Below are 21,873 nucleotides of genomic sequence, written 5' to 3'. Positions count from 1 at the left end.
GATAATTACTTAATTATCCTGCTTTTTAATTTACCGCTCAATAGTGTTTTTAAATTTGCAACACTGTTTGACATTTTTACCCGCCCTTAATGAAAAAATTACTCCCCCTGTTTCTATTGCTGATCATTTTCTGCTCAGTCAAAGCACAAAAATTAACCGATATTTCCGGCGTTATCACCGGCACAACTTCGCAGCCTGTTTCCGGGGCGACGATAACACTGCTAAATACCAATTTCAATACGATCAGTAACGCTAAGGGTGAATTCAGCATCAATAGGATCCCTGAAGGAAACTATGTAATGCACATCAGTAACGTAGCCTATGCCGAACGCAGCATGACTATAACCGTTGGCGGTAAAGGCATGATCTTTAACATCAAACTTAAGGATGCCAACAACCAGCTTGATGAGGTGGTAGTTACTGCGCAAAAACGCGAAGAGGCCGTACAGCAGGTACCCATCAGCATTTCAACACTGTCAGCCAAACAAGTTCAGGCCTACGGCTTACAAAACCTTAAGGAGATCACGGCGATAGTACCCAACTTATATTCCGCAGGACCGGGTGATAACCGCAACGTAACTGGTATAAGAGGCATTGCCACCACATCATATGACCCTGCAGTGGTTACATATGTGGATGGCGTTAACCAGTTTAGCCTGGATACCTATATTCCACAGCTTTTTGATGTGGAACGTATCGAAGTTTTACGCGGACCACAGGGAACTTTGTACGGTAGAAACGCGCTGGGTGGCGTAATTAATGTAATCACCAAACAACCCTCAAACCAGACCAGCGGGTTCGCTGAGATTGAATTTGGCAATTACGGTGAGCAGCGCTATAGTCTCGGTCTGCGTACTGCGCTGATTAAGAATAAACTATTCTTAGGCGTAGCGGGAGTTTATTCGGGCTTTGATGGTTTTTACACCAACACCTACAACAATACTAAATTCGATAAGCAGCACTTCTTTTTAGGCAACTATTATCTGAAGTTTTTGGCAAGCGATAAGCTTACGCTGAATCTGAATGTGAAGAACTACGCGAACAGGAACAACGGTCCGTTTCAGTTGGCCGGCAGTCCACAGGAAGCTTTGAGCAATCCGTTTAAGGTTGACCAAAACGCTACCACAAAAATGATAGATAATATTTTTAATGCTTCATTATCGGCTAATTACAGCGGCAGTAACTTCAACTTTACTTCGGTTAGCTCGTACCAGGAAAATTACAGGTATTATACTACCCCGATAGATGGGGACTTTTCTGCTGACGATGCAGTAACGCTTATAAATAATTACGGCAATAAATGGAACAATGTTAAAGTTGGCACCCAGGAATTCAGGTTCAGTTCGCCGGCATCATCACAATCACCTTTAAAGTGGACAGCCGGGCTTTATGGTTTTTATCGCCACAGCCCGACCAAAACAGGGACGCATCTTGGAGACGGCACAAACCTAACCTTCATCAACACCAATATTGAAAATAATTACGGTGCTGCGGCATACGGTCAGGCTGTTTATACCATTACTCCAAAATGGGACATTACGGCAGGGATAAGGTATGATTTTGAGCATAAAAAAGAAGAAGTAAAAGGCGAGACACAGCCGGATGGCCAGGACGCGGCGGTAACCCAAGCTGATACTTCATCTAAGGCAAATTTCAGGGCGTTTACACCCAAGCTAGCCGTAGCCTACCATTTAACGGATAAAAATAACCTGTTTGCCACTTACAGCAGGGGTTTTCGCGCCGGGGGGATAAGTCAGCTGGGCGCAGACCCATCGCAACCACCATTATATGCTTACAAACCTGAATACAGCGACAATTATGAGGTCGGTTCAAAAAACTCGTTTTTCAATAAAAAATTAACAGTAAATATCTCAGCATTTTATACCGCCGTCAACAACGCGCAGGTGCCAACCCTGGTATTACCTGGCCCCATTACCATCACTAAAAATGCTGGCAAGCTAAAAAGCAAAGGCATCGAGGCAGAAATTGCGGCAACCCTTCTAAAGGGATTTGATGTGGCTTATAACTTCGGTTACACACATGCACGTTATACCGACCTCCTGGTCGCCAGCAACGGCGATGCTTTAAACCTGAAGGGTAATCACCAGGTTTATACACCTGATGTAACTTCGATGTTGGCATTGCAATACGCTTATGCGCTTGTTGGTTCGCCGGATGTTCAACTGATTGCGCGCGGTGAATGGAAATATTTGGGTAATCAATACTTCGATCTTGCCAACCAGATAGAACAAAAAGCCTACAACTTGTTTAATGCCCGCATTGGTGTAAGTACAAAACACTTCGATGTGTTTTTATGGGGGAAAAACCTGGCTGAAAAAAAGTATATCGATTACGCCTATGATTTCGGTGCGTCGCATCTTGGTAATCCAAGGACTTACGGAATTAGTTTAAGAACTAATTTTTAGGTGATAATTGCCACACTTTTGTTACACATATTTAACTTCTAAGTAAAACTTTTTCTAACGCGTGTGTGTTTATTAGTTAACACACATCAACCATGAAAAAATTTAACGAACATGATACGGTAATTTATACGGACGCGGCGGGACGGCTGATAGATACTTTTGTTATTTATGACACCGACCCATTAACAGGCCTTACGCACATAAATCACGAAAATTTAAAGGTGCCCGAGAAGGCATTAACATTGCATCCCAATACGATTGTTCAAAAGTATAATATGCCAATGAATGATGCCTTCAGCTTCGAGATCTTCAAAAAATTGAAGGAGAAATTTGATGGCACCGAAAACCAGGCAATCCGCCGTGAGTTAAAGGTTGAGTCGGTTTATAAAGAGCAATTGGCTAAGGCGTCATAAATCGCTTATGATCAATTTCTGAAATTTATCAGATCAGAAATAATAACAAAGCCGGACATTGATTTCAATGTCCGGCTTTGTTATGCCTTATGGATTCACTTCCATCCTCATCCCTTCAGAGTGCGCATTAAATTCTGGTGCATACATACATTGTACAGTGCTTATTCCTGTTGAGAAATTGCCCGGCTGCGATACCCGCAACTGGTACTCAAACACGTAATTACCCTTGTTTAAATTGCTGATGAAAAAGTTGGTTGCCACATCTTTAGTAACCTGGTAGTAATACAGCCCGTCCTGGTATTTATAATTCGACAAAACATCAACCGGCTCGGTACCTGCCGGGCGCATATCTTTCAGCTGCACATATTCAAAATCACGACCAGCTTTCAGGTAAACAACCACTTTAAGCAAGTCGCCGGTTTTCGGCTGATGTGTTGCATCAACCACTGTCAGTATTTGCCCGGCATTTCCCTGCTTTACAATAAAGTATTTACGCTCCAAATGGATGTCGGTCGATGATGGGGTGATCTTATCCAGATTTTCCAAATACTGCCAGTGTAATGCGCCGTAACTGAGCGTTTTTCCTGTGTTATTTATTTGCACTTTACCCAGTTCAGGTTTAACCTGCTCATCAACCCAAGCAGTCTTAATGTAGCCGGTGCCCGCATCAGCCTTAACATCGGGCTTTAATTCAGAAAGGCTTTTTCCACCTAAACTGATCTCAGGAACAGCTTGATCCGCAAGCCAGTTATCCCCTTTCATTAATAAAGCATAGCACGCGGCAGCGGTTGCCTTGGTAGTTTGCCAGTTGCTGGTTTGTTTACTCCGCAACAACCAAATCTTCATTTCTTCTACTGCTTTGGGGTTATTACCTGCTTCGGTAAACAACTCTATCAACAAGCTCTGGGTTTCAATTGGCGATTCATACCAATAATACCCCCGTTGGTTTTTAGCCCAATACATCCCCATATCATCAGTCTGCTGAGCAGTTTCCATTAATGATTTAATAATGGCTTGCGCAACTTCGGGCTTTTGGTTGCGTTGCATCGTCAGCGCTATCATCCCCTTTTCATACACGCCTTTATTTGCCCATTGTTTTGCTGCAAGCTGCAGGTAGCTGCGCAATAGGGCCTTCTGATCTGCGTTCATTTCCCGCGCTGTAAAATAGCTTTGCGTGTAATAGGCATGAATTTCCAAAGGTGTAATTACACTTTTATCGAAAGTCTTATTCTTCTTCAGTGCGGCAGCATCTGAAAGGAGTTCCTTATCCAAATAAACCATTGCCTTATCAACGATATCTTTTAAAGTTTGATTTTTAGGATCCGCGATTCCTAAATGATATAGCTGACCGATACCCGCCAATACGTTTTGGGTAATATATCTATCAGCATAATTGCCGCCAAACCATGGGAAACTACCATCAGGTAATTGCTTCTTTTGCAATTTATCAAGGTTGGTTTGCAGCTCATAGCTCATTTTATTCAAGTTGAATAGCAAGGCGATCCTTTTCTTTTGTTCCGATTCGCTTACCGCATCCTTTAACCATGGGGTTTCTTCAATTAAAGTTGATTTCAATTCCTCATTCTTTTCAAGGTTCGAAAGCAGTTCTGTGCTGTTTACGCTTTTCCATTGATCAAACACCTGCTTAATTACCGGCATTTTATTCACCAGGTTAGTTGCAAGACTATTGGCATAATAACGGCTAAATACCTGTTCCGAACATTCGTAGGGAAACTCCATCATATATGGCAATGCCTGTACGGCATACCATGCAGGGTTTTGCGTGTACTCAAGCGTTAATGTTTTGTTCTTTAGCGTAGTGCTATTTTGATTGATCAGCCTGTCGAAATTAAACGACTTAGATTGCCCGGCCCTCACTATCATCGGCATAGATTCGGTTACCAGCATACGGTTTGGTAATACCGGCAGGGTATTTTCCTCGCCATCACTATAATTGCCCGATTCGGCAGTTAAGCGATAGGTGATGGCTGACAATCCAGCTGGGATAAACAACTTAAACGACACCGGTCTATTGGCGTTGCTGTCAACCTCGAACTTTTGCTGTGCGTCATCAGCGTTGGCAAACAGGCTTACTGGCTGCATGTTTAACGCATTGAATAATTGCAGCTGCACCTTGCCTCTCAATTTTGATGCGGTTAGATTTGCCAGCCTTGCAGAAATAATTATCGTATCACCCTCCCTTAAAAAGCGCGGCGTATTCGCAGTAATACTCAATTCCTTTTGAGTTACCACCTGACCTTCGATGTAGCCGGTTTTAAGATCTTTAGTATGTGCAAAACCCTTAAACTGCCATTTGGTTAACGATTCGGGAATGGTAAAATCAATTACAATTTCCCCTTTTTCATTCGTCTGTAACTGCGGATAGAAAAAGGCAGTTTCGTTAAAGTTTTTGCGGGTGGTGATATTGGCGCCGGTTAAATTTGCCTGATCGCCATAATCATCAACCGACTGTAAGAATTTAAGATTTTTACGGCCCGGATCGGCTACTTTTAATTCCTCTAAAATAGGTGCTTTATCCGAATATTGTGATTTATAACCCAATGCTTCTGAATCTGCTTTTGCCATCGGAGCCTGCATTGCCACTGATGCCATTGCTGCACTGGAGTTACCCCTTATCCTGACAAGTCCTAAAGCCCGCGAAGTAAAGATCTGGTTGGCATCTCCACCATTTTCAGGAACAACTAATTGTTCGTATGAGCGGGCAGTCGGGTTAAAATAATCGTTGTTATATTTTAACGGCTGTGTTTGTACCTGGTTGATAAAATTGTTCTCCCAGTAAAAAAACCGACCTTCGTAGGTATACCTTGAATTCAAAATATTGCTCCAGTTATCGGCACCAGATGTGAGCGCGTCAAGTGATGCGTCATACAGATCGGCGACCATTTCAGCGGCTTCCTTTTGCTTAGCGCTCCCGGTTATTTGCAGCTTCCACTGTTCCTTTTCTCCAGGTTGCAGCTTATTCCTGAACGTAAGGAATTTTATATTCAGCTGATCATTATAATCTTCATTGGTGATCGGATACCGGTTATTATACAGTCGGTTTTGGCTCACCATTAAAAACTGTACGGTTATTTTATTTTCGCCGGTATCAACCGGAACTTTTATCAATTGCTGTTTATCGCCAGAAATACTTAACCATTTCATCGATAGCACTTTTGAATCAGATAATGTTTCCATCAAAACCATAGCCGGTTGTCCTATCCCAAGCAGGAACTGGGCAGGTTGCCCGGGTTTTACGCTGATTTTTATCGGGGTTACCCAATCTGTAAGTAGTTGCGGCCTGGCAGCCGCATTAACAACATGCACGTAGCTTACCGACGATGTCGTATCGCCATGTTCACCTTTTGCATTTACTATTATTTTATAATACCCGGTCGGCTGTTTCTTCAAAACAGCGAGATCAAAATCAACTGCCTTTTTACCATCGGCGTCTTTATTTATTTCGGTAATTGTATTTTGAGTTGCCCAATTTTCTTTACTATCTTCTTTACCGTAAGCATAATCCGGAAAATCCTTCCGGTATTGTTCTTCCGTTAGCATTTTTTGATCGGGTTGCTCCCATAGCTTTGTTTTGAACAAATAGCCGGGAGCTTTAAGCGAATACACTTTCAAATTGATCGATCCGCTTTGCATCTCGCCGTCCAGGTTTGTGATTTGCGCTGATACATGTGTAGAATCGTTGTCTTTGATAGTAGCAGGTACATCGGCAATAACCTGTAAATTATTAACAGCAACTGTAGTTGATGTATTTGCCGATCGGGTTTCGCCACTACCATCAGTTACATCAGCACTTACCGCGAAACGGTAATTTAAATCGCCGGGCTTTAGCGTTTCATCAGTAGCTGCCTTAAACTTTATTGTAAACTCGCCCCTGTCGTTTGTTTTGATGGTGTCTGTAGCAATCTCGACATTGCGGTTTAACACGTTACCGAACCTTTTAACTGCGTAATAATTTATTACCTGGGGTTGCCTGGTAACATGGTAGGCCACCTTAGCCTGCGAAATTCCATAACCCGAATAAGCAGTCACCGTTCCCTTAAGCGTTACACTGTCGTTGGGCTTATAACTATGTTGAATTGGTGTAAAAGCCACGCTAAAGGTTGGGCGCTTATATTCCTCAACGTTTACATATTTACTCCCGTCTGACGCGTTAATGGAAAGTGATCCATTCAAAATGTTTTGAGGAATAATAAAAGTGCCGCTAAAAGAGCCGAAGTCGTTTGATGATACCGGAATCGAAACAAGTTCCTTATTATTACCATCCCTTACGGTAACTATCCGTTTTTCATTAAATAGCAAAGTGCTTTTACCATTTTTGGTTTGAATATGCAGGCCCTTAAAATACACTGTTTGCCCGGGGCGATAGATCTGCCTGTCGGTAAACAGGGTGGTGTTTGTCCGGATATTATTATCGTTAAAATACCCGCTATATCGTTGCCCTACGTAAAGAGTGTCATTTGCAGTGGTCAACTTAACTGAATATGTATTGTTCTGTTTTAACGCGACATAGCAAATCCCGTCGGCATTTGTGTTTTGGTGTTCAGTTTCGGCGATGGTAAAGTTAACACCTTGCATAGGCGAACCTGTTTCCCTATCCATTACGCTTACTTCCAGCTTGCTGTCAGCATTTCGGCGGGCGGTAAATGATAGCTGGCTAACTTTAAAAGTTGTTAATTGCGTTAAAGATGGGTCATTTGAAGAGGGATCGTTTATCACAAGCAGGTAGATACCCTTTTGTAAGGGGTCTATCTTAAACTCAGCGGTATGGGGTCGATAGTCTTGTGGATCTGGCAATTGCAAGTTATCAACTCTTACGGGCTTTAGTTTCTTTAGGTAGTCTAAAACTTTCGTTGAAATTTGAACAACTCCGTTATTATCAAGATTACCATCATTATCAGGCATCCTGGCCAGGTCATTATACTCGGTTGCCCAAACCTTATAAATAGCAACGTGCACCGTTTTAATATTACGATAGGCAAGCTGCGCCAATATCGGCTTACCAGGCATATTTACATCCTCGGTGGAAGCTGAAAGCGTCTTCCTTTTTATTTCGGCAATTAAACCTGCGGCATTTTTGCCTCCCAAACTTTTTGGGAAGGCGGCAGCCGCTTTTGAATAATAAATTAGCGCAGTTTTTAAGCTATCCTTTTGCTGGATATATTTTCCATGCAGAACCCACGCATCTGCACTTATTGGGCTTGACGAAAACTTCGCGGCAATCCCATCAACTGCCTTCAAATAAAGCGAATCCTGGTTGGGCACATTGCCATGTGTGTATACAAATTCAAGCCGTTGCAGGTCGAGATCGGCCAACGCATCTTCGTTTTGTTTTTGCAGGTGGAAAAGTGTGGCCTGCTGCAGCAACTTTATGCCCTGGTAAAATGTCGATCCATAATCCTTTGTTTCAATTTGCAGGTTTGCAAAGGCACGACTATCGCCAAACAAAAATGGATTGCTAAGTGTAAAAGGCTGTTTGGGTCGTGTAATTGCTGCTTCTTCTGATAGGAAATAATCCAACGCGCGCTGCGCCAGCAGATCATAAAGCGTTGGGCGCAAATAGCGATTGGCCTTATCGCCTGCCAAAACGCCGTCAAGCACACTCACTGGCGTGGTTTGTTCAAGTTTGTAGTCTTTAAGCGACAGCTTAAACAATCCGCCAATGTGGTCGATCAATGTTTGCAGGTCCCATGTCGTAAAGTCGTCGCCCGGTTTTTCAATTGCGGTCCGTCGCGCAAATTGCAAACGGTTTTGCTGGTAATATTGCTGGTACATCGACGCCAATAATGATTGCAAAATGGGTTTAACAGGATATTCCCTGTTATCAACATCTTTTTTTAGGCGGTTTATTATTGCTACCTGCGCGTTTTCGTCCGTGGCATATTGCAAGGCTATCCGGTATAAAACAACCTGTACCTGCACTGGTGTATTTTTATTCCGCTGCGCCAATTTATCGAGCTTATCCACCTCTACCAATGCTGATTTCGGCAAACCAGCTTTCATAAGTGAATCTATCCGGGCATTTATTTTTTTATACCCCTGGGCAGTTGCGAAGCTGCAATAAAGCACAAAGGCAAGTAATAGGGTTGTTTTTTTTAACAGGAGATGTTTTGAAGACATAATGTTCTTATTGTTTAGGATAATGATGCAATGGAGCTTTTGTTTCCATAATCATTTTTTAAATTTATTTGCAGGGGTATTCCGGATTCAAACGAACTTTAAAGCAACAATGTATAAAATACAAAACCTGCCAATAAATTATCAGCAGGCTTTGTAAAATATTTTGTGCTCCCGACGAGATTCGAACTCATATCGATGGTACCGGAAACCATAATTCTATCCATTGAACTACGGAAGCAATATCGGCAAAGATATACATTCGGCACATTATTCATCAACTGAATGTTTAAATAATGTATGGCTTATAACATAGGTTATATAGTTCGCGTGCACTTTGGTTAGAGATTCAGGCCCCAAAACTTCGAAGTTTCTAACATCGTGGTTTGATAATTTTATTCGCTCTTCAAACTCTTAACCGGATTAGTTACCGCTACCTTTATGGTTTGATAACCTATCACCAAAATAGAAATTAATAGGATAACAAACACAGGTGATACCAGCAGCCACCAATTGATGCTGATGTGATAGGCATAGGTGGCGAGCCATTTATTCATTACCAATAAAGTTATGGGGATGGCTAAAACGGCTGCTATGGCTATTAGTTTTACAAAATCTTTTGCCAGCAACACCAGCAGTTGATTTAAGGCAGCGCCCAAAACCTTGCGGATGCCAATCTCCTTTGTGCGTTGAGTGGCGATTAAATGGGCTAACCCATAAAGACCAAGACAAGCCAAAAAGATGGAGAGCAACGTAAAATAATTAAACAGCTTTATACTGCTAACATCCTTTTGATACAACACATTAAATGAGCTGTCCATAAAATCATAAGTAAATGGATAATCCGAGAAATAAGACTGCCAGACATTTTTTACCAATTGCAGATTTTCAGGACTGATCTTAACCAACACGGCCGACGGTCTGAAAGTTGTGTAAACCATAACTAACGGTGCAATCGGGTTGTGCATGGAGGCATAATGAAAGTCTTTTATCACCCCTACTACATGGCCTTTATGATCAAATCCTTCTATCGCCTGGCCAATAGGCTTTTTCCATCCCACCTGTTTTACAAAGGCTTCGTTTACTATAAACCCTTCTTTTTTGTCGGTGGCCATTTCTTCCGAGAAATTCCGGCCGGCATCCAGTTGTACTTTTAGTAAGGGTATAAATTTGTCATCTACCGAAAAGTAATTCGACATCAACTCTCTTTTAACCCCATTTGCAGTTACCATAGTGGTTGATTTTGCCTGACCGGCGTTAAGAATGGCAAGCCCGCTTTGTACTGATGTTCCTTTCACCTGGCTTATTTCGTTCAATGCATTATTGAAAACAAGCACGCGTTGTAAGGCTACAGAATCTGGCGGTAAGGAAACACTCAAAACCTGGTTCTGATCGTACCCTAAGGACCTGTGCTGAACAAAATTGATTTGCCTGTTCATAATAAATGCACCGGCTATCATTACCGTGGCAATTACGAATTGTGTAATGGTGATAACCTTACGGAGGGTCAAGCCTTTAGCCCCGTGTTTAAAATTTCCTTTTAAAGCTGTGATTGGTTGAAATGCAGATAGCACAAAGGCCGGATAAAGCCCTGTCAATAAAGATGAAGCCAAAACCAGCCCGCAAATAATCATAAAACTTGCAGACGAACTCCAGAACGAGATTTTGATTTGCAGCAGACTGTTTAAAAATGGCAGGGAGATCAGCGTTAATGCAACCGCTATTACCAAAGCAAGCAGCGTAATAAAAAACGACTCGAACAAAAATTGCCCTACCAGGCTGGATTGAATTGCGCCATTAACCTTGCGCACACCAACTTCTTTTGCCCGTTCGGCAGCGCGGGCGGTTGAAAGATTGATGTAATTCAATAGCGCGATCAATAGGATCACTATAGATAAAATGGAGAAAATGTAAACCAGTTGCTTATCACCTTTAATGGTGTCCCCTACTTTTCCGTCGCTAAAATGCACATCGGTCAAAGGTTCCACGTTAAAATCCAATGAATATTTTACCGCGCCCATTTTATTTAATTCAGGCTGGATATCCTGTTTTGAGATCTTCGCCAATTTCTTTCCAAAGGCAGTCAAGTCAGGTGTTTGTTTAAAAAGAACAAAGGTATATACCGAAAAATCGTCGGCTAACCATTTAGTCGTTTTTGAATAATCGGCTGGAGTAATTGCACTTATTTTTAAATCCGAGTTTTCCGGCAGGTCTTCCAAAACTGCGGACACCTTACAAGGTATTTTATTACAGATAAGGCTTTTACCAATTGCGTTGCCATTACCAAAATATTTTGTCGCCAGTTTTTTGGTGATAACAATGCTATGCGGATCAGCTAAAGCTTGTGCTGCCGTCCCTTCAGCAAATTTATAATCAAAGATTTTGAATACAGCTGCATCTGCTTTGTAGACATTCTCTTCACTGAATAATTGGTTATCAACTTTTATTACCCCCGCGTCAGGTTCAAAACGTACCGCCAGCTCTACCTCAGGATAATTATGATTTAAAGCCGTGGCTAAAAGTGCGGGCGATAACGCTACGTTTACATTATCATTCTCCGGCGTGTGCATCAGGTTTGTGATACGAACTATCCTGTCCTTTTTTGTGTGATAGCCGTCAAAGCTCAATTGATAGTGCACATATAGAGAAATCAGCAGGCATGCTGCGATCCCTATTGATAAGCCCCCAATATTGATAAAGGAAAAACTTTTATGACGGATTAGGTTACGCCAGGCGATCTTTAAATAGCTTTTTATCATGATTACAGTTATTGGATTAACAAATGTAATTGATCCCGGTTACCGTAAAACCTGGTTAACAGTTATTTAACAGCTTTTAACAAGAATTAACGTTGGTGAATAGAGGTTAGAGCTTAGGAAAAAATTAAAACGCCTCTCCGACGTCGATAAACAAGCCGTTTGATCCCTGGCTGCCAAAGCCATAATCAATAGTGATGTTTGTGTTTGAGGTTTTATTAAGTTTTAACCTTACACCGGGACCATAGCCCGGTTGGATGCGTTGTAACCCAGTACCGGGGGCAGCTGAAAATGATTCCCCGTTAATAAACAGAACTCCGCCCAACAATCCGTTTCGAGTAATCTTAAACCGGTATTCGCTCTCAAAGTATACCATCTGTGCGCCGCGAAACCTGCCCTGAATATACCCCCTGCCGGTAGCGGAGTTGGTATCCCATTGTGTGCTTGGCAAGTCGAGGTAGCCGGGTTTCCCGCTTAAAACAAACCAATTATAACTCCATAAGGCAAGTACATTATCGGTTCCCGCAGGCAGTCTGATGTACTTACGAACGTCAATTATCAGCGAACGCCACGGGTCGCTGCTACCTAAAAATTCGTAGTTATCCCTGTATTGCAGGGACGCATATGCGCCTTTTAACGGATTAATCCCGTTATCGCGTGAGTCAAGCTGCATATTAAAGGTAAGCCCTGATGCTACTGTATGTGATTCCTTTCCATAAAGCGAATAATCCGATACCGTTCCGTTCGAATTCCCTTTGTCAGATATGTTCCAATGCGTATCAAAAATAAAGCCCACTCCGGCATAAAGATCGCCCGTTATGTGCCTCAATACAGTTTGATAAAACATAAAGTAGGAATAATCCATCGGGTCCACATTCTTTATACTGCAGCTGCTCCCCAGTCCGTAAGTACTTTGCGGATATTTATAATACTGGTATGCCCCAACAAAGTTGTAGTTATTATCCTTACTCCAGATGTTGGTTTGAACCGGGAGGATAAACTGTTTATTTTGCGTGTACGATACGCTGGCGATAATAGTCGATATCCGCGAATTCGGTCCGGTTTTAAGGATAGCATTGCCCGATAACACTAAGGCAAACTTGGACAACAGCGTATAACCGATTGCCGGGGCAATAGAAATCTCTGGTTTTGAAGTAATTGAATCAACCGCTCTGGATGGTTTACGGTGACGAATGCGGGCTATGAAATCAGAAATATCTTCCTTCCCGTTGTCTATCGCGATACTATCAGCAGCAATGGTATCCTTTAAAACAACAACGCCTCCTTTGCCTTTGTGTTTAACCGGAATGGTTTTTAACGGAACAGGGTTATTCTGCGCAAAAAGCCCGGTTGAAAATAACAGGGCAGTAATGAATGTTACTAAGGAGAGATTTAGCTTCATGCAGTCAGTTGATAAACCAGCCAAATTTTTCGTAAAAGCAACATTATTTAAGTGCCGAAAACCGGTTTATAATATGGGTCGAATGTAGTAAATCTGTTACATAATGGGGAATAAATTTGATAGTTAGCTGCGGATAAATAGCAGTTTGCGGTCAATATTACTATCCTATGACCGCAAACTGCTACCTAAACTCCAATTGGTTTACTCGCTTCTCAGGCTCTTAACCGGGTTTGCCAGCGCTGCCTTAACAGATTGAAAGCTGATTGTGGCAAATGCAATAACTACCGCAATAATTCCGGCTATTGCAAATACTGCCCAGCTTAAATTTATACGGTAGGCAAATGTTTGGAGCCAGTTATGCATAGCTAACCATGCAAGTGGCGTAGCAATCACAACGGCAATTAATACAAGCTTTATAAAATCCTGTGCCAGCATACCTACAATTCTGCCCACGCTGGCCCCAAGCACTTTGCGCACGCCAATTTCGCGGGTACGTACCTGTGCGGTGAATGCCGCAAGCCCAAGTAATCCCAGGCACGAGATCATGATAGCTATACCTGCAAAATAATTAAAGAGTGTGCCCTCCCGTTGCTCTGACTGGTACAATCCGTTGAACACATCGTCAAGGAAAGCATAGCCAAATGGGTATTCGCCGTTATATTGTTTAAATTGAGCCTGCGCCGCTGCAATAGCTTTCTGCGCATCTTTAGTTGTAGTTTTTACATAGATAGTGCTCAAATACTTCGGCGCATACCAGAATACTGCCGGCGCGATTTTTTCCTTCATTGAGGCGTAGTGAAAATCCTTCACCACACCTATTATCTTCCCATTAATTGTATTCATCCTGAAACGCTTGCCTATCGGATCTTTTAAACCCATTTCCTTAACCGCGGCTTCATTCAAAATATATCGGGCAGTATCGCTTACCGCGCCGGTAAATGAAGCGCCTGCAACAAGCCTCATATTAAAAAAAGAGATCAGATCTTTATCAACCGAAATCGGGTGTATGATAAATGTTGAGTTAGGCGCCTTGCCGTCCCAATCGTTATCACCGGAAATCCCTCCAAACCTTACGATATTTTGGTTTGAGCGTGTTACAGCAAGCACACCTGGTTGTTTCAAAAGCTCTGCCTTAACCGCGTCATAGTGCTGTTTGGCATCGCGCATCCAAAATGAAAAAACGTTCGTTTTGTCGTACCCTAATTTCTTCGACCTGATGTAATTTAGCTGGCCGGTAATTACTATAGTGCCTACGATCAAAATTATCGAAAACACAAATTGGGTTACAACCAATATCTTCCTGAACATTACGTCGCCAATCCCGGCAGAGATCTTCCCCTTTAATGCCTTTAACGGCTCAAATGAGGAAAGCAGCATTGCCGGGTAAATGCTCGAGGCGACTAACGTCACGGCTATTGCCAGCAGGATAACTGTCCATACATGGTAATCGGTAATATTAAGTGCAAGTTCCTTTCCGGAAAGCTGGTTGAATTCGGGTATCAATAACGCGATAAGCACCAATGCAAAAATGGCCGCAATAGTGAAAAGAAGTGCGGTTTCAACTATAAACTGCAGGAAAAGCTGAATTTTTGCCGCACCCACAATTTTGCGCATGCTAATCTCCTTAGACCGCAGCATTGACCGTGCAGTTGAAAGATTCACATAATTAATACAAGCGATAACCAAAATCAGCAAAGCGACTACTATGAAGATCCGCACCGTACTCATTCCCTTATCGGTCAGGTCGGCATTATACAAGTGCATTTTCGATAATGGAAGCAATAAATAATCAGCATCAGTATCGTCAGGTTTATGATTTAGGTGGATCTGCCGGATTTTGACAGACAGATTTTTTAACGATACACCAGGTTTAAGTAATAAATAAGTCTCATAGCTAAAGTATGAAAAATTGGTATTCATATCCACTTTGTTATTAACGAGCATGCTTTTGATGTTGTAGCTCATCGGCATTATCATGTCAAATTTAAAACTGGAGTTTTTTGGAAAATTATCGATCACGCCACTTACGGTAAAATTTTCCTTGCCATCAGCAGTTATTACCTTCCCTATTGGATTTTCTGTTCCGAAGAATTTTTCAGCAGCCTTCCTGGTAATTACTACCGAATTATCACTCGTAAAAGGTCTTGATTTATCGCCCTGTACCAATGGAAAATCAAAAACTGAAAAAAATGAGGGATCAGCAAAGGTTGCCTGATCGTCACCAAAAACCTTATCGTTATATTTATAGAGCGAGAAATTATAATTACCAGTTAATCGTACCTGGTCAAGCACCTCGGGCAATTGCTGTTTAATAAGCGGACCGATGGGCGCAACGCCTACTGTCCAGATTTGCCTGCTGGCACCCGTTCCGCCAAAAAGCTCAAGACGATAGATATTCGGCGTTTTTTTGTGAAAGCTGTCAAAGCTAAGCTCATCCTGTACCCAAAGTAATATCAGGATACCGATAGCTAAGCCGGCGGTTAAGCCAACAATGTTTATCAGCGTATAAAATTTGTTCTTTAACAAATTACGCCAGGCGGTTTTAATGTAGTTTCTTAACATTGTTCTTGTTTATTAGTTCAATTGTTCATTGGTGGATGACCTACAACAATCAAACACACCTTAAATACTGCAGTAAAAATAAAAGGTTACAAACTTTTCAAGTAAACTAAAAAGCCGATAGCCTTAAAGATACCATCATTTTTCACTTTCATTTTTTTCCTAATCCACTGGTCTCTAATTAACTAATCTCTAATCCTTACTCCGTTTTTAAACTCTTTACAGGGTTCATTAATGCAGCCTTAAAGCTGAGGTATGATACAGTTGAAAAAGCAACAAACAGGACTACTATAAACGGAATAACAAACAATGTCCAGTTAATATCAATACGGAACGCATAGGTTTGGAGCCATTGATGACTTGCATACCAACCCAGTGGCGCTGATACCAGGAAGGCAACAACAACCAGTTTCGCAAAGTCTTTATATAAAAGTTGCAGAATGCCATTTACCGATGAGCCCAATACTTTGCGGATTCCGATTTCCTTAGTGCGTTGCACGATGGTGTATGACACCAGGCCGAATAAACCCAAACAAGCCACGAAGATCCCTATCCCGGTAAACGCCGCAAACACCTGCCCGAATTGTTTATCAGCATGGTATTGCTCATTAAAGTGCTGATCAAGGAAGAAGTAATCAAACTGATCCCCAGGGAAAAACTCCTTCCAATTTGCTTTGAGTGCGGCAATGGTTCGGGGCAGGTCTGTGGTGTTTATTTTTACCGATACATTGCCCCTTACATCCGGGATGCATCTGAAGATTAATGCATCATAAGCATCATGTAATGATTGCTGGTGGTAATTATCAACCACACCGATAATGGTGTACACGTCGCCCCAAAAATCAACCCGTTTACCAATTGCATCAGCAGGTTTGGCAAAACCCATTTGTTGTGTGGCTTTTATATTGAATACAACAGCATGCGGATCGGTACTGAAATCTTTTGAGAATACCCTGCCTAAAATTACTTTTGCGCCAAATGCTTTCAGGTAATCATAATCACCGCCTATTATACGGTACTGCTTACCCTCGCTTTCGGGTGTGCCTACCAGTTTAATGCCACCCGCGTTCCATTGCACTGGTTCGCCAGGGATAGAGGTTGATACCGTTACACTTTTAACAGCAGCGTTTCTCAGGCTTTCATTTTTAAACGCGCTCATGCTGCGGTAAAATGAATCAACGCGCGACAATGGCGGTTTGATGACCAGCGTTTGATTGATATTGATTCCAAGGCTTTGCTTTTCCATAAACGAGATCTGCCTATAAACTGTTAGTGAGCCAATCAGCAAAAAAATAGAAGCCGCAAACTGGAACACCACCATGGCCTTGCGTAATATAATCCCACGGGGCGATGCGGACAGTTTGCCCTTTAATACCTCAACAGGCTTAAAATTTGATAAAACCATTGCCGGGTAAAAACCGGAGAAGAAAGAGCCTAACAAAAACAACCCGATCACCCCAAGCCAAAACGCAGGCTTAACCAACAGTGTTAGGCTTAAATACTGACCGGAGATAGACGAGAACACCGGGATAAAGACGATGATTAATGCTATTGCCAATACTATTGCCAATCCGTTCAGCAGCATTGCTTCCAGCATAAATTGTGTTATCAATTGGCCCTTTGCAGACCCAAGAGTCTTACGCACACCTACTTCCTTAGCCCTGCCAATGCCGCGGGCGGTCGCAAGGTTAATGTAGTTTATCCATGCTATTATTATCACAAATATGGCTATCCCGGCCAATAAATAAACAGATTTTCCGTCACCGTTTGGCTCAGCCTCTATCATTAAATGCGAATAAAGGTGAATGCTTTCCAGCGGCTGCAAATAGTATTTTGCACCATCTCCAGATCCCTTAAACGCTGCATACTCCTTATTTACGTAAGGCACAAACTTTGCCTCCAACGCCTTCGGGTTAACACCCGGCCTCAACAACACGTATGTTAATGCGCCATCGTTACGCCATGCGTTATCGATATCGTTTTTAGGGCCTACAAACTTTAATAAGGTGGCGTATGATAAAAGTACGTCTGTTTTGAAATGGGTATTAACCGGAAAATCTTTGATTACCCCGGTTATTTTCACAGGGTCATTATAGCCAAATGAAAGTAATTTACCTATCGGGTTAGCCGTACCAAAAAGCTTTTTGGCGTTTGTTTCAGTTATCACTACCGAGAACGGTTCAAGCAAAGCCGTTTTCGGATCACCGCTAACCATCTGGTAGCTAAAAATATTAAAAAACGAATTGCCCGCAAAATATACTTTGTCAAGGGTGATCCGTTGATCCTGGTAGGTCGCTAAAACTGATCCCGCTCCTACTACTTTTACAAAATCCTCGATCTCAGGAAAGTTGGCTTTAAATTTACTCCCCACTGCAAAAGCACCGGCAGCCCATTGCGTGCTCAGCTTGCCATTGTTATACCTATCCTGGCTTACCCGGAATACTCTTTCCTTTTTTACATGGAAGTTATCATAACTCAATTCAAATACCACATATTGAATAATGAGCAGACCGGCAGCCATACCAATAGCCAGCCCAACTATATTGATAAACGAAAACGCTTTGTTCTTTTTGAGATTTCTGAAAGCGATAAGTAAATAGTTTTTTATCATAACCACAGGATTTAGGCAAATCGTCCCGCTAAGATTATGCCGATTTTATAATTAATTGACTATCAATTACTTAAAACATACACATTTAAAATACACGTACGTTAATAGCATAGTAATCGTCCGATGGCGGACAGTGATAATTCTCCTTAATCAACAGGAATATGCGGGCTCAAAAGAAATTTGCGTACAAACCTCAAAATGTCTGTAACCTTTTATTTTACCAGAAGTCTTTAGGGCATAACAGTCATTCAAATACAACCAACAATATGAAATATTTAAACAAAACTAGTATTCTTCGCCTGCTGCCGATACTTGGCTTTGTGGCGTGTTTATTTACCAGTCCGGCGGTTATAGCACAGGCAATTGTTGTAAGTCCGAACCCTGTGGTAAATGTTAATGTTAACCCGATGGTAAACCCTGTTATTAAGGTAAATGCTAATCCGGTGGCGAATCCTCTAGTTAACGTAAACCCCAATCCTGTGGTGAATGTTAACCCAGTTGTGGATGTGAACGTTGATGCAGATGTAGACGTGAACATTTCTACTCCCGACCGCTCAGAAGGCAGTTGGTTTGCAACCATTCATAACGATAAGATAAGGATCGAGTTCAGGAGCGCCATTCCAGATGAGGACCACGATTGGTCGAGCAGCTCGGACTTTTTGTTGAGCGATTTCCCTAATCTGCCAAAAACCGATAAAGGCGAGTTTAGCCTGAAAAGAGAAGCAGGAATAATGTTGTTCATCGGTAAGTTTGAAGGTAACGAAGGTTACGGCCATTATAAATTCACCGCCGATAACTCGTTTAACGACTTTATTAAAGCCCACAACATTGATGGTGATGATGGTAAGGATCTGTTCACTTATTTTATAGTCGATCTTAAAAAAAACTATGTAGAAATGTTACAGAGAAATGGTTACAGCGATATTTCAAGGAACCGTTTGATTGCTATGTGTTCACTCAAAATCACTGAAGAATATATTCATTCCTTTAAGAGCGTTGGTTATGACAGCATTCCTGCCAACCAACTTATCGCAATGAAATCAATGAGAATTACCCCCGACTATATAAAAAGCTTCTCACAATATGGATATAACGACATTCCATTACATACGCTGGTAGCTTTGAAATCACAAAGAGTTGATGGTGAATTTATAAAGGGGTTCGATGCTATCGGTTATAAGAATATCCCGCCCAACGAACTGGTTACCTTTAAATCATTACGTATCACACCCGAATTTGTGAAAGGCTTTACAGATCTGGGTTATAAAGATATTCCGGCACATACTCTTGTACCTTTAAAATCTTTAAATATAACTCCTGAATATATCAACGGATTTAAAAAGCTTGGATTTACTGACATCCCATTAAATGAATTACCTGCTTTAAAATCAACAGGTGTAACTCCCGAATACGTCGCTGAGATGCAGCAAAAAGGCTTTAAGTCCGACAATCTAAGAAAATACATCCAGTTAAAAAACACGTTTGCCCAAAACAACTAAATCACTTATCGTAATGAAAAAGATATTAATTACCTGCTTGTCAGCGATTGCTTTACTAACAGCATTTTCCGGCAGCGTATTTTCTCAACAGAAGCAAAAAATAAAAGTCGCCAAACCACCGGTTAATAACGATGACGACAGCTGGACATTTGACGACAAACGCTCTCCCGGCACCTGGGATGCAGTAATCGATGCCGACCAGGTAAACATTCAGTTTTATGGGCTGCACTGGGGCTTGGGTCGCAATATCCCGGCATCGGAGTTAGGCCCACTTCCAACCGATAAAATTTCTGAATTTGTATTAAACCGGGAAGCCGGCAAAGCATCTTTTAAAGGTGTCTTCCAGGGCCGCTTTGGACATGGCACTTACCAATTTGAGGAAAATGCGCAATTTAAAGCCTACCTGGCCCAACGTGGTTTTAAAGGCCTTGATAACGAATTGATGATGAACGTATTTTTCACAGATATCAACAAAGGCTATTTTGATTACCTGAAGGAAAATGGTTATGCAACAATCACCAGCGATCAGTTTAAAGACCTTGCCGAACAGGATTTGAGCCGCAAAAAATTAGCTGAGTATTTCGACCTGTTTAAAACTGAAGGCTACGGGCACCAAACAATAGACAAAATAGTTGAGTTACGCGAACATGGTGTGAGCGCCAAATTTGTAAATGGCTTTCATCAAGCTGGCTTTAAAAACATACCACTAGATAAGGTGCTTGAATTGCGCGACCATGGCGTAAGTCCTGAATTCATCAGCCAATTTACAGCATTGGGATATAAGGATATTTCATTAGATAAAGCGCTTGATTTGAGGGACCACGGTGTTAACCCGGCGTTCATCAGCAGCATTCAAAAAATGGGGTACGGTAAGCTAACCCTTGATAAAGCACAGGAATTAAGAGATCATGGCGTTAATCCCCAATTTATTGATAATTTAAAAAAGCTTGGATACGCTGACTTATCACTCGAAAAGGCGCAGGAACTGCGTGATCACGGCGTAAACGCGGATTTTATTCGCGGTGTTCAAAAAATGGGATTTAAAGATTTGACATTGGACAAAGCCCAGGAACTGCGCGATCATGGTGTTAATTTAGCCTACATGCAAAAAGTAAAAAGCAAAAACCCCGATAGCGTTAAAACACTTGACGATTACATTAAATTAAGAGACAGCGGGTTTTAATTTTCTCCTTTACTTATATAGCTAAAGCAAATTGGGTCAGCCTGGTTTGCTTTTTTTGTTTTTAGGATACCGTCTGGTATAAACCATCAAAAAGTTTATTTTTATAACAAATTAACCGGGCTATGTTTTTTTTCTTTTCGAAGGTGCTATTAATCTTTATTTTACCTTTCACATGGGTAGTAATATTTATAATAGCCGCATTTATTGCAAGGATATGGAAACCACGTCTTCAATGCCCTTTTTTTGTTACATCAGGAGTAATACTGCTATTATTCTCTAATCCGTTTTTATTTAACCTGTTTGCAAGCCGTTGGGATATTAAACCGGTACCGCTAAAACAATCAGGCAGCTACAGTTGTGCGATAATTCTTGGCGGATTTAGCGGACCAGATGCAAAAGGCGAAGGCCGTTTTAATGGCTCGGCTGACAGGTTTATACAAGGACTGAAATTGTTGAGTACTGGAAAAGTGACGCATTTATTGGTTTCCGGTGGCAACGGCAATTTGGTACCTGGCAACTTTAGGGAAGGTACTTGGGTAAAAACACAGCTTGAATTATTGAAAGTACCGGATAGCTGTATAGTTGTTGAAAGCCAAAGCCGTAACACATTAGAAAATGCAGCTTTCTCAAAAACCATTTTAGCTCAAAAGCGTCTGCAACCACCTTATTTACTAGTAACGTCGGCATTCCATATGCGCCGGGCGGTTGGCATCTTTAGGAAGGAAAAAGTGGACATTATCCCCTACCCTTGCAATTATATGGTGGCGGATCCTGAACTTTCTTTTGATCAGTTGATGCCCGATGCAGGAATACTTGGCGGGTGGAATTTTTACATTAAAGAGCTGGTTGGTAACATTGTTAATTATTTTAAATAATTCCTTACACCTTA

The 21,873-nt window shown here is 41.7% G+C and carries 10 protein-coding genes and 1 tRNA gene; 5 read left to right on the top strand and 6 right to left on the bottom strand.

Annotated elements, in window-relative coordinates; translation table 11 throughout:
- Positions 1–89: 89 nt before the first annotated feature.
- Together KXD93_RS19225 and KXD93_RS19220 are read left to right on the top strand one after the other, a co-directional pair.
- The gene (locus KXD93_RS19225) at positions 90–2,426 is read left to right on the top strand and encodes a TonB-dependent receptor (protein ID WP_258138966.1); all 2,337 of its coding nucleotides are present in this window, start codon (positions 90–92) and stop codon (positions 2,424–2,426) included.
- Positions 2,427–2,518: 92 nt separating this feature from the next.
- On the top strand, positions 2,519–2,839 hold the full coding sequence (locus KXD93_RS19220; RefSeq protein WP_258138965.1) for a hypothetical protein: 321 nt from the start codon (positions 2,519–2,521) through the stop codon (positions 2,837–2,839).
- A gap of 87 nt (positions 2,840–2,926) precedes the next feature.
- Here KXD93_RS19220 and KXD93_RS19215 read toward each other — a convergent pair whose 3' ends face one another.
- The 6 genes from KXD93_RS19215 to KXD93_RS19190 form a co-directional block, all read right to left on the bottom strand.
- Positions 2,927–8,977: an alpha-2-macroglobulin family protein gene (locus tag KXD93_RS19215; RefSeq protein WP_258138964.1), complete on the bottom strand. Its 6,051-nt coding sequence runs from the start codon at positions 8,975–8,977 to the stop codon at positions 2,927–2,929.
- Between the two features lie 166 nt (positions 8,978–9,143).
- Positions 9,144–9,215, bottom strand: a tRNA-Arg gene (locus tag KXD93_RS19210).
- A gap of 154 nt (positions 9,216–9,369) precedes the next feature.
- Positions 9,370–11,733 (bottom strand): ABC transporter permease, encoded by a 2,364-nt coding sequence (locus KXD93_RS19205; protein ID WP_258138963.1) that lies wholly within the window; start codon positions 11,731–11,733, stop codon positions 9,370–9,372.
- A gap of 124 nt (positions 11,734–11,857) precedes the next feature.
- A complete protein-coding gene (locus KXD93_RS19200; protein ID WP_258138962.1) occupies positions 11,858–13,132 on the bottom strand; it encodes a BamA/TamA family outer membrane protein in 1,275 nt (424 codons plus the stop codon).
- Between the two features lie 201 nt (positions 13,133–13,333).
- Positions 13,334–15,694 carry an ABC transporter permease gene (locus tag KXD93_RS19195; RefSeq protein ID WP_258138961.1) on the bottom strand — a complete coding sequence of 787 codons (2,361 nt, stop codon included), beginning with the start codon at positions 15,692–15,694 and terminating at the stop codon, positions 13,334–13,336.
- 196 nt (positions 15,695–15,890) lie between these two features.
- Positions 15,891–18,302 carry an ABC transporter permease gene (locus KXD93_RS19190; protein ID WP_258138960.1) on the bottom strand — a complete coding sequence of 804 codons (2,412 nt, stop codon included), beginning with the start codon at positions 18,300–18,302 and terminating at the stop codon, positions 15,891–15,893.
- A gap of 266 nt (positions 18,303–18,568) precedes the next feature.
- On the opposite strand from KXD93_RS19190, the gene KXD93_RS19185 reads away from it, so the two are divergent.
- From KXD93_RS19185 to KXD93_RS19175, 3 genes are all read left to right on the top strand, one after another.
- Complete coding sequence (locus KXD93_RS19185) at positions 18,569–19,801, top strand: hypothetical protein (RefSeq protein ID WP_258138959.1); 1,233 nt, start codon at positions 18,569–18,571, stop codon at positions 19,799–19,801.
- Between the two features lie 13 nt (positions 19,802–19,814).
- A complete protein-coding gene (locus KXD93_RS19180; RefSeq protein WP_258138958.1) occupies positions 19,815–20,984 on the top strand; it encodes a hypothetical protein in 1,170 nt (389 codons plus the stop codon).
- 122 nt (positions 20,985–21,106) lie between these two features.
- Positions 21,107–21,859, top strand: coding sequence for a YdcF family protein (locus tag KXD93_RS19175; RefSeq protein WP_258138957.1), 753 nt, complete (start codon positions 21,107–21,109; stop codon positions 21,857–21,859).
- Positions 21,860–21,873 lie beyond the last annotated feature (14 nt).

Origin of the sequence: Mucilaginibacter phenanthrenivorans (assembly GCF_024721155.1) — a bacterium.
Lineage (GTDB): Bacteria > Bacteroidota > Bacteroidia > Sphingobacteriales > Sphingobacteriaceae > Mucilaginibacter > Mucilaginibacter phenanthrenivorans.
The sequence above is the reverse complement of the archived record's forward strand: the minus strand, read 5'-3'. Positions and strand labels throughout refer to the sequence as shown.

Excerpts from the sequence above, each read along its gene's own strand:
- KXD93_RS19220 (WP_258138965.1), top strand. The coding sequence starts at position 2,519 with ATGAAAAAATTTAACGAACATGATACGGTAATTTATACGGACGCGGCG.
- KXD93_RS19190 (WP_258138960.1), bottom strand. The coding sequence starts at position 18,302 with ATGATAAAAAACTATTTACTTATCGCTTTCAGAAATCTCAAAAAGAAC.
- KXD93_RS19215 (WP_258138964.1), bottom strand. The coding sequence starts at position 8,977 with ATGTCTTCAAAACATCTCCTGTTAAAAAAAACAACCCTATTACTTGCC.
- KXD93_RS19180 (WP_258138958.1), top strand. The coding sequence starts at position 19,815 with ATGAAAAAGATATTAATTACCTGCTTGTCAGCGATTGCTTTACTAACA.
- KXD93_RS19185 (WP_258138959.1), top strand. The coding sequence starts at position 18,569 with ATGAAATATTTAAACAAAACTAGTATTCTTCGCCTGCTGCCGATACTT.
- KXD93_RS19200 (WP_258138962.1), bottom strand. The coding sequence starts at position 13,132 with ATGAAGCTAAATCTCTCCTTAGTAACATTCATTACTGCCCTGTTATTT.
- KXD93_RS19205 (WP_258138963.1), bottom strand. The coding sequence starts at position 11,733 with ATGATAAAAAGCTATTTAAAGATCGCCTGGCGTAACCTAATCCGTCAT.
- KXD93_RS19225 (WP_258138966.1), top strand. The coding sequence starts at position 90 with ATGAAAAAATTACTCCCCCTGTTTCTATTGCTGATCATTTTCTGCTCA.
- KXD93_RS19175 (WP_258138957.1), top strand. The coding sequence starts at position 21,107 with ATGTTTTTTTTCTTTTCGAAGGTGCTATTAATCTTTATTTTACCTTTC.
- KXD93_RS19195 (WP_258138961.1), bottom strand. The coding sequence starts at position 15,694 with ATGTTAAGAAACTACATTAAAACCGCCTGGCGTAATTTGTTAAAGAAC.